This is a genomic window from Edaphobacter sp. 4G125 (genome assembly GCF_014274685.1).
GTDB lineage: Bacteria > Acidobacteriota > Terriglobia > Terriglobales > Acidobacteriaceae > Edaphobacter.
In genome coordinates, this window is the sequence record NZ_CP060393.1 from 2689335 (window position 1) to 2704098 (window position 14764).

General features: G+C 53.5%; 9 protein-coding genes and 1 tRNA gene. 5 read left to right on the forward strand and 5 right to left on the reverse strand.

The features are described from left to right. Positions 1–115: 115 nt before the first annotated feature. Entirely contained in the window at positions 116–3478 is a 3363-nt protein-coding gene (locus H7846_RS11245; RefSeq protein ID WP_186692180.1) for a TonB-dependent receptor, read from the reverse strand. 445 nt (positions 3479–3923) lie between these two features. On the opposite strand from H7846_RS11245, the gene H7846_RS11250 reads away from it, so the two are divergent. Then, the gene (locus tag H7846_RS11250; protein WP_255460573.1) at positions 3924–4991 is read left to right on the forward strand and encodes a LacI family DNA-binding transcriptional regulator; all 1068 of its coding nucleotides are present in this window, start codon (positions 3924–3926) and stop codon (positions 4989–4991) included. A gap of 361 nt (positions 4992–5352) precedes the next feature. On the opposite strand, the gene H7846_RS11255 is transcribed toward H7846_RS11250, so the two are convergent. Together H7846_RS11255 and uxaC are read right to left on the reverse strand one after the other, a co-directional pair. Then, a tRNA-Asn gene (locus H7846_RS11255) sits at positions 5353–5427 on the reverse strand. Positions 5428–5609: 182 nt separating this feature from the next. Further along, a complete protein-coding gene (uxaC, locus tag H7846_RS11260; RefSeq protein WP_186692182.1) occupies positions 5610–7007 on the reverse strand; it encodes a glucuronate isomerase in 1398 nt (465 codons plus the stop codon). A 224-nt stretch (positions 7008–7231) separates the two neighbouring features. On the opposite strand from uxaC, the gene H7846_RS11265 reads away from it, so the two are divergent. Continuing rightward, positions 7232–7864: an MBL fold metallo-hydrolase gene (locus H7846_RS11265; protein WP_186692184.1), complete on the forward strand. Its 633-nt coding sequence runs from the start codon at positions 7232–7234 to the stop codon at positions 7862–7864. An 83-nt stretch (positions 7865–7947) separates the two neighbouring features. Here H7846_RS11265 and H7846_RS11270 read toward each other — a convergent pair whose 3' ends face one another. Together H7846_RS11270 and H7846_RS11275 are read right to left on the reverse strand one after the other, a co-directional pair. Further along, on the reverse strand, positions 7948–9531 hold the full coding sequence (locus tag H7846_RS11270; RefSeq protein WP_186696329.1) for a ribulokinase: 1584 nt from the start codon (positions 9529–9531) through the stop codon (positions 7948–7950). Positions 9532–9547: 16 nt separating this feature from the next. Then, complete coding sequence (locus tag H7846_RS11275) at positions 9548–10234, reverse strand: L-ribulose-5-phosphate 4-epimerase (protein ID WP_304487892.1); 687 nt, start codon at positions 10232–10234, stop codon at positions 9548–9550. Between the two features lie 166 nt (positions 10235–10400). On the opposite strand from H7846_RS11275, the gene H7846_RS11280 reads away from it, so the two are divergent. From H7846_RS11280 to H7846_RS11290, 3 genes are all read left to right on the forward strand, one after another. Beyond that, positions 10401–11762 (forward strand): APC family permease, encoded by a 1362-nt coding sequence (locus H7846_RS11280; protein WP_186692186.1) that lies wholly within the window; start codon positions 10401–10403, stop codon positions 11760–11762. Positions 11763–12084: 322 nt separating this feature from the next. Beyond that, the gene (locus H7846_RS11285; protein ID WP_186692188.1) at positions 12085–13635 is read left to right on the forward strand and encodes an FAD-dependent oxidoreductase; all 1551 of its coding nucleotides are present in this window, start codon (positions 12085–12087) and stop codon (positions 13633–13635) included. Positions 13636–13711: 76 nt separating this feature from the next. After that, on the forward strand, positions 13712–14764 hold the full coding sequence (locus H7846_RS11290) for a hypothetical protein (RefSeq protein WP_255460574.1): 1053 nt from the start codon (positions 13712–13714) through the stop codon (positions 14762–14764).

Consider the following 14764-nt stretch of genomic DNA (forward strand, 5'->3'; position numbering starts at 1 on the left):
ACTTACTTATTTGAATGCTTTCAGAGCAAGCAAGTACTAGCTACCTGCTTGCTCCGGCCATCTCAAGTGAGTTTCAAATTTGGACTCCTTTTTGGATCTCGGGACTAACTGGAGGCTAGAACTCTAACCGCAGCGCAAGCTGAACCTGCCTTGCTGCTCCGGCGGAAGTGATCTTGCCGAAAACGGACGACGCTAACGAGGTTGTTGGGTTGCTGAAAGGCACCCGATTGAACAGATTGAAGATATCCGCGCGCAATTGAATCCTGGCACCTTCACGCTTCAAGAATGGAAAGTTCTTCGCAGCGCTCATATCGGTATTGAATGACGAGGGACCGACAAGGCTGTTGCGTCCACTGTTGCCAAAGGTTCCGTAAGTATAGGGTGCAAGGAGCGGCGAGCCGTAGGCTGCAGTATTGAAATATCCCGTTCTGGCCCACGAGTCCCGGCTACCGCAACTTGCACAGGGATTCGTGCCCGTCGCGTTCAGGCGCAGGGCTCCAATATCCCGGCCCGCTCCGAGCCACGGAGCTGCAGAACCGGTAGTCACCGAGAAGGGAGTACCGCTGCTGTAACTCACAATCCCTGAAAGCATCCACCCACCTACGGCATATTTTGCAAGTCCCAGATTTTCAAACTGCGGAAGATTCCAAACCCCGTTGACGCGCAACAAATGCTTCTGATTGAAGTCAGACCTGGAATATTCGCCGACAATGGGGCTGGCCGGATTTTGCGCGGTTCCACCATCCGCATCGGCAATGGAGCCCGAGTCGAGGGACTTCGCGAACGTGTACGCGAATTGCATGGTGTAACCCGTTGAAAAGCGCTTCCGTGCAGTGATCTGCAGGGAGTTGTAATTGGAGAATCCAATATTGGCGATTCTCGTGATGCCGGCGTAATACTGGGGCAGGAAAGGACGGCGCGACTGTGCATTCGCGGCCGTTCCGCCCGCAGAGTACGGAGCGGCATTCGCCTGGTTCCCATTCCACAACCGGTCTCCGTGACTGCCTACATAGCCGACCTGCACCATGAAGTCTTTCGGGAACTCACGCTGCACGTTGAAATTGTATTGTTGCGTGAACGCATTCTTAATATTCGGGTCCGGCGAGTAAAACTGCGCCGGAAACGGCCATAGCGGATTCTTTCCGGGGTTGAGGTAGGGGTATGGGAATGGATTCGTGTATCCAGTCCCTCCGTAGGGATCGGTGAAAGTATTCGGGGTAAACACCAGTTGCGTCTCGAAGGGAGGCGCCTCAATTTCATTGGCCATGGTGATGGCCCCGGGTGCGTTATAGAAGATGCCATAACCGCCGCGAACCGACGTCTTTCCATCGCCGAAGACATCGTAGGCAAACCCAAGACGCGGCGCAAAGTCACCTTTATCCATGAATATGGTTCCAGGCGGGATTCCTGGATCTCCAGGAAACGCGAGGCCTGGAGGGGCGGTTGGGAATCGCGTGGAATGAAAACTGGGATCGAAAGTAACGGTAGGAGAGTTGTGGTTAAATTCGACCCAGGGGAAGAAGAGATCCCACCGTAGGCCCAGAGTCAGGGTCAGCCGAGACGATACCTTGTAAGTATCTTGAGCATAGAATCCCGATTCCACTGAATGCTCGTTACCGTAATAAGGGGTGTACTGTCCGAAGCTAATGGGCTTCCCAATAAGATAGTCGGCCCAGTTGTTTCCCGTTTGCACGCCACTAAAGGTTGGATTTCCTGCGGAGTTTGTGTGGGTCCATTCGATGTGCTCTGCTTCACGAAGGGCCATCGCACCGAACTGCCATAGGTGCCTTCCTTTGACCCACGACAACTTTGCGTCGACTTGTTTCAAAGCCGTATTCTCAAACCACGGACTCCCTGAACCAAAGCTTGTGACGCCAGATACTGTCACCAACGGAGAAACGTTGTATCCGCCGGTATTATACTGGGCACCCATTTGCGCTCCCGTTATGATTGTTCCCTCGGGAGTGCCGGTGGTCGAGAGATTCGTGTCCGAAAATCCGAAGTCGCCAATCAGATTGGGTGTGAATGTGTGCGTGTCTCTGACGGTAGTACCCCAATTGGAGTTCGAGAAGTTATCGTAGAACTTAGAGGAAATGATGGCGGAATATGGAGGACCGGTTACGGCCGAGGTGACCATATGGAAGAAACGGACATACGCCTGATCGTTTTTCGTTACGCGGTAATCACCTCTGATCGTGTATTGATTGCCGCTGGTAGGAGTTGGTATCTGGTCTGTATACGCCCACAGCCCTGAGGGTTGCAGAGTTGGGGCGGGTATGTAGGTGTTCATGAAAGCCACCGACATTGTGTCCCATTCGCTCTTAGGAATCTGATTTTTACCTGCATACCCATTAGCGACCGTGTAATTACAGGGAGTGGTACCAGTACCTGGACCATTGCCATTTGCATCGCATGTGGCTTTATACGGGTCATGGAGTTGGGTCGAAACGGCGCTGAAGTCTCCACTACGTTGAGCCGGCGTTATGGTGGCGAGATTCTCAAGAGTGACTTGGTGAATTCGTAGGCCCTCGTAGGTGGCGAAGAAGAAGGCCTTATCCTTCAGGATGGGGCCTCCCCCAGCGACGCCGAATTGATTTTGTTTCAATAACGGTTTTGCCGCTGGAGCCGGCGCGAACCAGTTCCTCGCATTGAGCGCGTCGTTACGCAAGAACTCCCACGCCGATCCATGGAACCTGTTGGTTCCCGCTTTGCTGACTGCTACGAATGCTCCTCCTGACGCGTGTCCAAATTCTGCGCCGTAGCTATTCGTAAGCAGCGAAAATTCGCCAATCGAGTCAGGATTCGTAAGGTTCGCTGGGCGGTTATAGAGTCCGGTCACCAAGATAGCGCCGTCAAGTGAGACTTGACTGCCGTTAACGCGGCTTCCGTTCACGTTGAATGTCGGCCCGTTGCGCTGGTTTATTACTACGGCGGGCAGGGTGGCGTTCCCTACTCCGGGCACGAGTGTGATGAGTTGCAGCGTATTGCGGGTATTGAGGGGAAGCTCTTTGATCTGGGTGCTATCAATCTCAGTACGAATAGCCGCCGAGCTGGTATCGACCTGCACCGTCGACTCTGTAACCTGAATGGTTTCATTTGCGGTTCCGATTTGCAGGGTTGCATCTAAACGGGCGTTCTGCCCGGCTTCAAGGATGATTCCGGATCGAGCGTAGTTTTTGAACCCCGGTGCTACAGCTGTCAGCTTGTAAGTCCCCACAGGCAGGGACGGAACTACGTATTCACCGGTCGATGAAGTGGTGACGGTACGGTCTAAACCAGTTCCGGTATTTTGGATCTCAATCGATGCATTGGGAATGATAGCTCCGGTCGGGTCAGTAATCCTGCCAGATATCTGGGCATTCATTGCCTGAGCATTTGCGGAATTCACCCAAAGCACTGCGGTCGACACAAGCATCAATAACCATGCGGCCAGCCGGAGCTGCAGACATAGCCGATGACTAATAGCTTCCCTGTTCATGATTCAGCCTCCATTTCCATTTGTCGAAATCGGAGATCTGTGTCTCCGAAAAAATATAGATATTTTGAAGCTTTCAAAATGTCGAGATCGAAGCATCCTAAATCTCTTAAAGGGGACTAGGAGGCAGAACACAAAACGGGCCATACCGACTGCTAGAAATGCGTAAGCAGAAGCTCAATTGGAAAGCAAAATTTATGTTCATATATTTTTGAAAGGTTTCAAAATTACACGCAAAAATTATCCGGAATCGAGCATCGTTGTCAAGCTTTGTTTTTTGGCTCTCTCGCATATACGCAAAGATGCTGAGAACACAACTGCACTCGACCTATCGAGTTCCAATGGAGGTCCCATCCACGAATTGAATTGTTTCAAATAAGAGATTAGATTGGTTTTTGGACCTCGGTCTCTTGCGACCAGGCTCCTAAAGCCTGATGGAGAAGGTGTTATGGCCAACATGCATGATATCGCCAGAATGGCAGGGGTCTCTCTAGGCACGGTCTCCCATGTGCTCAACAATACGGCTAAAGTTCGAGAACCAAAGCGCACCCGTGTGCTTGAAGCTGTTCAATCGGTTGGATATCAGCCTAGCCAACTGGCACGCGGTCTACGACGCGATACAACCAACACGATCGGGATGATTATTCCCGATATTACGAATCCTTTCTTCCCTGCCGTCGTTCGGGGTGCCGAAGATGTGGCCTTCTCGAACGGATATCGTCTGATCCTCTGCAACACGGATAACGATCACTCCAAAGAGATCATTCATCTGAACGAGTTGAGGACCTACCTGCCAGCCGGCCTCATCGTAATTCCGTCGAATTTCAGCGAACTTGCGAAACAGGCGGAGTCATACCGGCAAGCCGGTACGGGAGTGGTGTGCGTCGACCGGCTTCCCAAAAACTGGAGCGGTGACAGTGTCACAGCAAATAACGAGGCAGGAGCTTACAACGCAACTCGACATTTGCTTCAACTGGGGCACACCAGGCTGGCAACTATCACGGGGCCTCTACACCTTACCAACTCGAAGGAGCGGCTGGCAGGTTTCAAGCGCGCACTAAAGGAAGCAAAACTTCATTTGTCTCCGGAGTACTCCCAGGAGACAAGTTTCGATAAGCAAGGAGGACATGCCAAGACTCTTATTTTGTTGCGTCTGATTCCGAGACCGACCGCAATCTTCGCTGGCAATGACTTGATTGCATTGGGAGCCTTGCTGGCTGTTCGTGAAGTAGGTCTTCGCTGTCCCGAGGATGTCTCCATTATGGGCTTCGATGATCTTGATCTGGCCGAAACCACAAATCCTTCCCTCTCGTCTGTTTCCCAGTCAGGCTACCAACTTGGTACGACTGCTGCCCGCTTGTTGCTTGATCGTAGACAAGGCGACGATAGTCCCGCAAAACACGTTGTTCTTGAGACGTTGCTAAAACTGAGGCACTCGGCGGCGCCCCCGCCTCAGACATTGCAGGCAAGTTCGTCGATGGTGAGGCACCGCGGAAGTAAACGAAAGCGTACTTGAGTGTGAAGAGCCTTTCCATATATGCAGCTTTACGCTCGGCATTGCCGCCCTCACAGAGTTCCGAACGGAGTTAGCATCGGCACCTAAACCAGAATCAGTAATGTTCTGAGACTGACATCCGGCACGACTATGGAACGGCATGGCTCCATTAAGGATGTCTAGGCCCATTTGCGTTATGCGAGCATCACGACCACTGACAGCATCTATGTGCAAATCATTCCTGCAAGGGTTCTCTCGACGGTGAATGTGACGACGCGGGCAATTCTGAGGGGGAGACAACGGTCAGCAGGCGACAGCAGAAAGTATCGATTCAACTGTGTCCAAGTTGTAAATCAGGGGATCTGTAATTCTTTGAGAAGTCTGGCTCCTCAGGTAGGACTCGAACCTACAACCCTTCGGTTAACAGCCGAATGCTCTGCCATTGAGCTACTGAGGAGTGTATCGAGCACATCTGGCGACGTGCTGCGCTTTCATTGTTATAACAAATGACGATACCGCGGTCAAAAAAGGAATTCAGAGAAGCTGCTCTTCCGTTCCAAACGGCGTTGATTCTGAACTTCTAAAGAGAACGACGGCTATAAGAAGCTGCCGTTCTCCTTAGATTGTTCCCTACGAACGTTATAGCTTATAGGCCTTCTTGACCAGGTTGACCGTCAGATCTAACACAACCTCGTGGGCCTCCGCTTCTTCCAGTCGATGTTCAGCCACCAGGCGGCCCAGAAAGGCGCAGTCGATCCGGCGGGCGACATCATGCCGGGATGGAATCGAGAGGAAAGCCCGAGTATCGTCATTGAAGCCAACCGTATTGTAGAAGCCAGCTGTTTCTGTAGCCAGTTCACGGAAGCGCATCATTCCCTCCGGCGAATCGTGGAACCACCACGGCGGTCCTAATCTAAGTGACGGATAGTGTCCGGCAAGCGGTGCCAACTCACGCGAGTAGGTCGATTCGTCCAACGTAAACAGGATGAAAGTCAACCGCAGATCGTTTCCATACTTGTTGAGCAGTGGGCGCAGGTTGCGAACATACTCCGTCGGCGAGGGGATATCGGCACCTTTATCGCGTCCAAACTTCTCGTATACCTGCATATTATGGTTGCGAATGCTGCCCGGATGCAGCTGCATCGTAAGGCCATCTTCGACCGACATACCTGCCATCTCCGTCAGCATCTGCCCCTGAAACAACTGCTGCTCTTCAGGAGTAGAACGGCCGGAGAGAATGCGTTGATAAAGTGCCTCCACAGCAGCGGCGTCAAGATCAGCAGTCATTGCGGTGAGATGTCCATGATCGGTCGCCGTAGCACCCAGGGACTTGAAGAATTGGCGACGATTACGCAGGGCATTCAGATAGCCTTTATAGGTACCGACGTTCTCGCCAGTAACCTCGCCAAGTTCTTCGATGTTCTGAACAAAGTTGACGTACTCGGCATCGATCACCGCATCAGGGCGGAAGGTAGGTAATACTCGTCCTTTCCATCCTGATTCGCGGATGGCCTTGTGATGCTCGAGAGTATCGAGAGGTGAATCCGTAGTCGAAAGCACCTCGATGTTAAACCGCTCAAAAAGAGCGCGCGGGCGGAACTCCGGTGTCTCTAGGGCGCGGGAGATGACATCGTAGTACTGGTCGGCGTTCTTTTCGCTCAGCCTCTCCTTCAAGCCAAAGAGAGTACTGAAGGAGTAGTCCAGCCACAAGCGCGTCGGCGTTCCGCGAAAGAGATAATAGTGCTTGGCAAAGATGCGCCAGACCTCTCGTGGATCGGCCTTCTGCTGTCCATCGACCTGAGGAATTCCAAGAGACTCCAGAGAGACCCCCTGCGAGTAAAGCATCCGGAAGATGTAATGATCCGGCTGAATGAAAAGTGCCGCTGGATTGGGAAACGCTTCATCCTTCGCAAACCAGGCCGGATCAGTATGGCCATGAGGAGAGATGATCGGAAGATCGCGAACCGTTTCGTAGAGCTTTGCCGCAACCGCGCGAGCCGCAGGCTCAGATGGAAATAACCGCATAGACTCAAGCATTTAAAAACACCTCAAATTGCGAGTAAGTCACCGTGAACAAGGGCATAAGCCCATATTCCCAGAAATAAGCGTGAGTTCGAACAAAACTCGACCACAGCAGGCTATCAGACTCAAATCGAAGTGGTCGACCAATTTCCGAAGGTTTACTGCGCAGGGTGATCCTGCCGTTCGACCCTTTGTCCGTAAATCCGCATAAATCCATAATCAGCCTTTAGTCTTGAAGCATGATCCACGAGATCCTTCCCGTCGGCCTGCTCCAGTGCAACTGCTCCATTCTGGGAGACGAAATCTCCCGCGAAGCCATCGTCATCGATCCCGGCGACGACATTCCGTCTATCCAGGCCATACTCCAGCGCCATGGCCTTACCGTTAAGTCCATCGTCATCACCCATGCCCATATTGACCACATCGCCGGAGCACAACGTCTCAAGCAGCTCACCGGGTCCCCCATCTACTACAACGAGAACGATCTCCCCTTGGTCAAGATGATGGACATCCAAGCCTCATGGCTCCAGATGCCCACCCCCGAGGTCGCTCCACCCGACGGCTCGCTTCAGGACGGCCAGACGATCTCCATCTCCGGCATCTCTGGAACCGTGCTCCATACCCCTGGCCACACCCAGGGCAGCATCTGTCTCTACCTACCCGAACACTCCCTCCTGATCGCCGGGGACACTCTCTTCGCCGGATCCATCGGCCGAACCGACCTTCCCGGAGGAGATACTGGACAGCTCCTGCGCTCCATTCACTCCAGCCTTCTCCCACTCCCCGACCAGATCAAAGTTGTCCCCGGTCACGGTCCCAACACCACGATCGGGGAGGAACGAGAAGACAATCCGTTTCTTCAAACTAAATAAAATCTTATATTTAGGTTGATAAATTTAACCTCAAACTTTACCTGAACCAAGCATATAACCTGGCATCAAGTTGCAGCTTCTGATTACCCTTCCAGGGCCTCGTGTGCAATCTCTCGAAGCGTCGGAAGAACATCCCCCAACGCCACCGGAACAGCATCCCGCTCCCCCAATCCGAAGTAGAGCTTGCGATAGAGCTGGTAGAGCCGCTCATACCGCTCCACAGCTTTGGGATCAGGAGCAAAGGTCTTGAATGGGAGACACAGCCTCTGCTGCGCCTCGTCGATCGAGGAATAGACTCCCGCCGCAACAAACGCAACGATCGCGGAGCCCAGGCTGGTCGGCGTACCATCCGGCACCAGAACAGGCTTATTCAGCACATTGGCATACACCTGATTCAGAACAGAGTTGTTCTGTGGAATACCTCCGCCATTGATCACCCGCTCAACTGGTACGCCATACTCGGCCATCCGCTCGAGGATGATCCTGGTGTGGAAGGCTGTCCCTTCAATCGCGGCGAACAGCTCATCCTGCGCCGTGTGGATTAGGTTCCATCCCAGGGTTACGCCGCCCAACTCCGGGTTCACCAGGACCGTGCGATCGCCGTTGTCCCAGCTCATTCGTAGTAGCCCGGTCTGGCCCGATTTATAGGTTTCAAGCCCCTGCGCCAGATCCTTAACGTTTTTCCCCGCGCGCCTCGCGATACTTTCGAAGATATCGCCGACCGCAGATAATCCTGCCTCGATTCCAGTCAGCTTCGGATGGACACTTCCCGGAACAACGCCACAGACTCCTGGAACAAGGCCGGTCTTCTCACCCATGGCAATGATGCAGGTCGAGGTCCCGACAACATTGACAACATCGCCCTCCTTACATCCCGCTCCCAGTGCGTCCCAGTGAGCATCAAAGGCTCCAACCGGAATTGGAATCCCCACCTTCAGCCCCATCTTCGCTGCCCACTCTTCGCTCAGATGGCCATAAATGTGATCTGAGGTCAGGTACGCTCCTCCGATCTTTTCTCGAACGCCTTTTAAAAGCGGATCGACTGCAACCAGAAACTCCTCTGAAGGCAGCCCGCCCCATTTAGGATTCCACATCCATTTATGTCCCATTGCGCAGACGCTGCGCTTCAGTCTGCTGGGATGCTGGACTCCAGTCAGTGTCGCAGCCACCATATCGCAGTGTTCCAACGCAGTCGCAAACCTCGCGCGCTTCTCCTCATCCGCATGGCGCAACCAGTGCAGCAGCTTGGCCCATCCCCATTCGTGAGAGTAGGCACCACCACACCAATCAATGGCCTCAAGCTTCAGCTCATGCGCTTTCCGGGTAATCTCGCCCGCCTCACGATGAGCACGATGATCACACCAAAGGTAGTACTCATCCAAAGGTTGCAGATTCTCATCCACCACCAGCACGCTGGATCCCGTGGTGTCCAGCGCTATGGCCAGAACATCCTGCCCTAAAATTCCGGTCTGGTGAAGAACGTCCTTCGTCGCCTTCACCAGCGCATTCATCTGGTCTGTGTGCGACTGCGTCGCATAATCCGGATCTTCACGCCGACGGTGCAGCGGATACTCCGCCACAGCTGTTCCTAGACGACCACGTTCGGAGTCCAACAAGGTCACACGAACACTCAAAGTTCCAAAATCGGCACCAGCTACAATCGCCATCATTCACCTTAAAAAATTAATCTTGTCCGTATGTTGCCTTCGCACCATGCTTGCGGAAGTAGTGTCTGTCCAGCAGCGATTGCGATACGCCGCACTGTGAATTCAGCAGAACGCTCATAAAGGCCATCTTGGCCACGGCCTCCAGCACGACTGCATTATGCGCCGCATCGCGTGGATCTTTACCCCATGTAAATGGAGCATGTCCCGCGACCAGCACTGCTGGAACGGCCAACGGATCGATCTCGGCAAAGCGCTCGATGATCGCGGTGCCCGTGTTCAAAACATAATCACCGTCGATCTCGTCATCGGTAAGCTCACGTGTGCAAGGAACAGGGCCATGAAAGTAGTCCGCGTGCGTCGTTCCGAGCGCAGGGATCTCGCGGCCGGCCTGTGCCCAGGCTGTCGCATTCTCACTATGTGTATGAACGATCCCACCAATACTGACGAAAGCTTTATACAGCTCCAGATGAGTCTTAAGATCGCTGGACGGCTTCAGATCACCTTCGACAATATTGCCTGCAAGATCGGTTACCACCATGTGCTCCGGCTTAAGCGCTTCGTAGTCCACCCCACTTGGCTTGATGACCACCAGGCCTTGCTCGCGGTCAATTCCGCTGGCATTTCCGAAGGTATAGAGCACCAGGCCACGGCGCACCAACTCCAGGTTGGCCTCAAGTGTGGCCTCTTTCAGATCTTCCAGCATGTTCCTGCCCTTCTGCTCAGTCCGAAAATCATCATGATCTCCTGCTCCATGATTCTTCCATTGACGGCGACCTGTCGGCAAATAATATACAAATCTTTTGGATGACTAAGAGGGGGAACGATTCAGAAGAACCGTCCGTCAAGATAGGATAGGTTTTCAACCGAATATGCCCAGTTCCCTTTCTGCGGCCGAACCATCCAGGATTCGCGTCCGAAAGCTCAAACTTCTTCCTCTGCTCGCGGCGACCTACTTTATGGTCTCGGGAGGCCCTTACGACCTCGAAGACATCATCGGCTTCGGAGGGTACGGCTGCGCGCTTCTGCTCCTGACTCTGCTTCCTTTTTTCTGGAGCTTTCCCACTGCACTGATGCTAGGCGAACTAGCTTCGGCTGTCCCGGAAGAAGGGGGGTTTTACGCATGGGTTAAACGAGCCATGGGACCCTTCTGGGGATTTCAGGAGGCTTGGCTCTCGCTCTCGGCCTCCGTCTTCGACATGGCGATCTATCCTACGACCTTCGTCCTCTACCTCGAGCACCTCGCTCCGTCACTGACGCATGGTCATCGCGCCATCGCGCTCGAGCTGGCCGTCGTTGCTGCCGCCGTCCTGTGGAATCTTCGCGGAGCCGTCAACGTAGGCGAAGGATCGGTTCGGCTCTGGCTCATTGCCATCTCTCCCTTTATAGCTCTTTTGCTCGTTGCAATCTTTGTGGGAATGCGTGGTGCAGCCGGACCCTTTGGCGGACATGCCTCTCTCGCAGCTCCGGCAGGTAAAGGGTTCTCGACCGCAGTTCTGGTTGCGATGTGGAACTACATGGGATGGGACAACGCAACAACCATCGCCAATGAAGTTGAGAATCCACAACGAAACTACCCTCGTGTCATCCTGCTGGCGGCCATCATGGTCATGCTGACCTATATCATCCCAATCTCGGCCATCGCCTGGGCCGGAATCCCGGCAGAACGGTTCTCTACCGGAGCCTGGGTCGATGCCGGCTACATCCTGGGGGGGCCCATTCTTGCTCTAGCAATCGTCCTGGCTGGTTCGCTCGATGATTTCGGAACTTTCAGCAATCTGACGCTCTCCTATACCCGTCTACCTCACGCCATGGCTGAAGACGGTTTCCTGCCAAAGGTCTTTACCAAGCGCCTGCAAAATGGAGCTCCCTGGGTTTGTATTCTTGCCTGTGGAGTCTGCTGGGCTTTGGCCTTGGGATTCTCCTTCGAGCGTCTGATCACCATCGACCTCGTTCTCTATGGGTTCTCAATGATTCTGGAATTTGTCGCGTTGATCCTGCTTCGCTGGAAGGAACCTGACCTGCCACGTCCTTTTCGCATCCCTGGACCGGATTGGGTTCCCATCTTGCTTGGCTTGAGTCCTGTTGCTCTAACCTTCTACGCCCTTTATGTTTCCCGCGGAGAGACCGTTGCTGGTATGCCAGCGCTGACCTTCTCTCTTTTGATTGCTGCAGCAGGGCTCCCCCTGTATGCCATCGCAAAACTCTCGCAGAACCGGAAAATTCCCTCTTAAAAAGAGGTCATTCATGGCAAAAAAATGAGTGATTGTCACGAAACATTCACATAGAATAGCTCTATTACCCAGAGCTAAATAATGTTATTGCAACGGTTGCGATGGAAATAAGCCATTTGACCTATACAAACCCAGAGCAAGCGCCTGATTGACAGAATTGTTTCCCGTGGTTTGAAATCATCCCACTCAAAACAATTGACCGTAAGTGTCAACTAACTGAAATTACAGCTTTTCCCTCTTTTGCGAGTTGTCTTTTCCATGGCATAGATGCCTGCTCTATGGAGGTAGGCGTAGCCTTAGTTTTTTCAAAAAAAGGAGTAGCATGTCGACCACAGTTTCACCCCAGGATCCGCGCTTTTCGATTTTGAAGAGGGGCAACAATCGTCGGTGGCCCGCTTCTGATGCGGAGACTGTCAGCCGTATTGAGGTCTGTCATAACGCAGACGACGCTGCTGAAACCCTGCAAAAGATCGTACGCGCCGGTCTGCGCCCGACCATTCGCTCTGGTGGACACTGTTACGAAGACTTCGTCTGCAACAACCCTGGTGGGGCCCTGCTTGATCTCAGCATGTTGACTGACTCCGATGCTTCGGGGAGCGGCCATACCTACAAGATCAGCACGGGAACAAGGCTTGGGGATGCCTACACGCGGCTCTATAAGGAATATGGTGTCACCTTCCCTGGAGGCTCCTGCTATAGCGTGGGCGCTGGCGGTCATATCTCAGGTGGAGGATATGGAGTCCTCAGCCGCCTTCACGGTCTAACGGTCGACTGGCTCTCCGCAGTTGACATTCTCACCGTAGACGCCTCAGGAAATGTCACCAAACGTCGTGTCGACAGCACCAATGATCCTGACCTGTTCCGCGCCTGTCGTGGGGCCGGCGGCAACAACTTTGGCGTCATTACCGCCTATTACTTCGACAAGATGCCGGTCGCTCCACGCGAGGTCGCCAACATCAGCATGTCCTTCCCCTGGGAGGATATGACTCCAGAACGCTTTGAGGCCATCATTACCACCTATGGCCACTATATGGAGACACGCGGCAAGGATCCGGATACCTGGGGCCTATTTACCTTCCTCGGCCTCTCGCATCGTTCTTCTGGCCACATCGGGATCTCGGCCCAATTCTGCAACCCCGACGGAACCTGCGATGACCTGACAGTCCTCAATGAGTTTGTGGATCTGTTCCAGCCCTGCAAACCGCTGGCAGCAGAGACCAAGCCGATGGACGCCCGCCATACTGCCAAGTCCGGTGGCAATCGCATCCTGACCAAGCCCGATGGAACGCCCCTCCCCTGCTCAGGCCCGCACAAAATGAATCGCACGGACTGGTACGACGCCACGGTTCGTGGAGGCTTTGGCGGAGGAGTACGCGCGAAGTACAAGTCCTCTTATATGAAGCGCGGATTTACACGCGATGAGGCCCGTATCATCTATAAGCACCTCACCCGGGAGATTCCTGGCGTTGAGTTGAGTGGGATTCTCGCAGCCGACTCCTATGGTGGAGCGGTCAACCGTCCGGAGCTGGCCAACGTGACCTCGGTCCCTCAGCGCGCTTCTGTTCTAAAACTTCAGTTCCAGACTTACTGGCAGGACCCGAAGGACGACGCAGCGCGAGTGCAGTGGATGAAGGACTTCTACACGGACCTTTATTCCGGCCCTGATGCCGACCCACAACACAAAGGAACCCCTTACTATAACCAGCAGTATGAGGGTTGTTACATCAATTATCCCGACGTGGATATGCTCGAATACCCATTCTGGCCGCAACTTTATTACGGCGACGGTGATCTTTACCCCTTCCTTCAGAAGGTAAAACGCAGGTACGATCCTAATAATATTTTTCACCACTCGATGTCGGTTCGGGCTTAATCTCCCAGATTGACAGATCTTTTGCATCACGGTTGTCTCGCAGTTCGCTTTAGAAGTCTGCTGTTCGGAGATTTCCTTGGTCATCTCTCCCAATTCGTGGTTGTCCAGACATCTACACAATGGCCTGGTGGCAGCGGCGCTTGCCTGCTGCCCTGCCCTTTTGGCTGCCTCATCGCCCAAGGCCAGTCCTTGTGCAGATGTACCCCACAGCGACCACCCCAAGGTTCTTCTTTCGAACGGAACCCTCGACGCCCTCTTCTTTCTTCCCGATACTCAGAACGGATACTATCGCGCCTCCCGGTTCGACTGGTCCGGCGTCATTCCCTGCGTATCGCTCAAAGGGCATCGCTTCTTTGGCGAGTGGTTCCGACAGTACGACCCCATGACCAACGATGCCATCACGGGGCCGGTTGAAGAGTTTCGCTCTTCTGATGGGGCATTGGGCTATGCAGAAGCCAAGCCCGGAGAACTCTTCGTCAAGCCAGGGGTCGGGGTGCTCCGCCGCGTCGACGACACCCCGTACAAGTTCGGCTTTACCTATCCGCTCATCGATTCAGGAAAGTGGGCGGTCAAAACGAAGCGACACTCCATCACCTTTACACAACGGCTCACGGGACCACGGGGATACGCCTACATCTATCAGAAAAAGGTTGTCCTCTCCGGTTCGGTGATGACGCTGGAGCACTCATTAAAAAATACCGGGACACGCGCAATCACGACCGATGTCTACGATCATGATTTCTTCATGTTTAATGGACGTCCGATTGGCCCCGGAATCAAGATTCGTTTCCCATTTCAGCCAAAACCGGAGACCCCATTGGGCGATGCGGTTCAGGTGGAAGGAAACGAGATTATCTACAAGGAGGAACTTACACCCAGGCATGGTGTTGCTGGCTATCTGCAAGGCTACGGGGCCAGTGCCGCCGATTATGATTTCACCGTAGAAGACACGAAACAAGGAGTCGGAATAGAGCAGAGTTCGGATCATCCGATCTCACGTTTTTATCTCTGGTCCATTCGTACGACAGTCTCGCCTGAGGCATATATCCATCTGGATATTCCCCCTGGAAAGACGGACCGTTGGAAGATTCATTACCGATTCTTTGCCAACACAACAGTAAGTCAATAG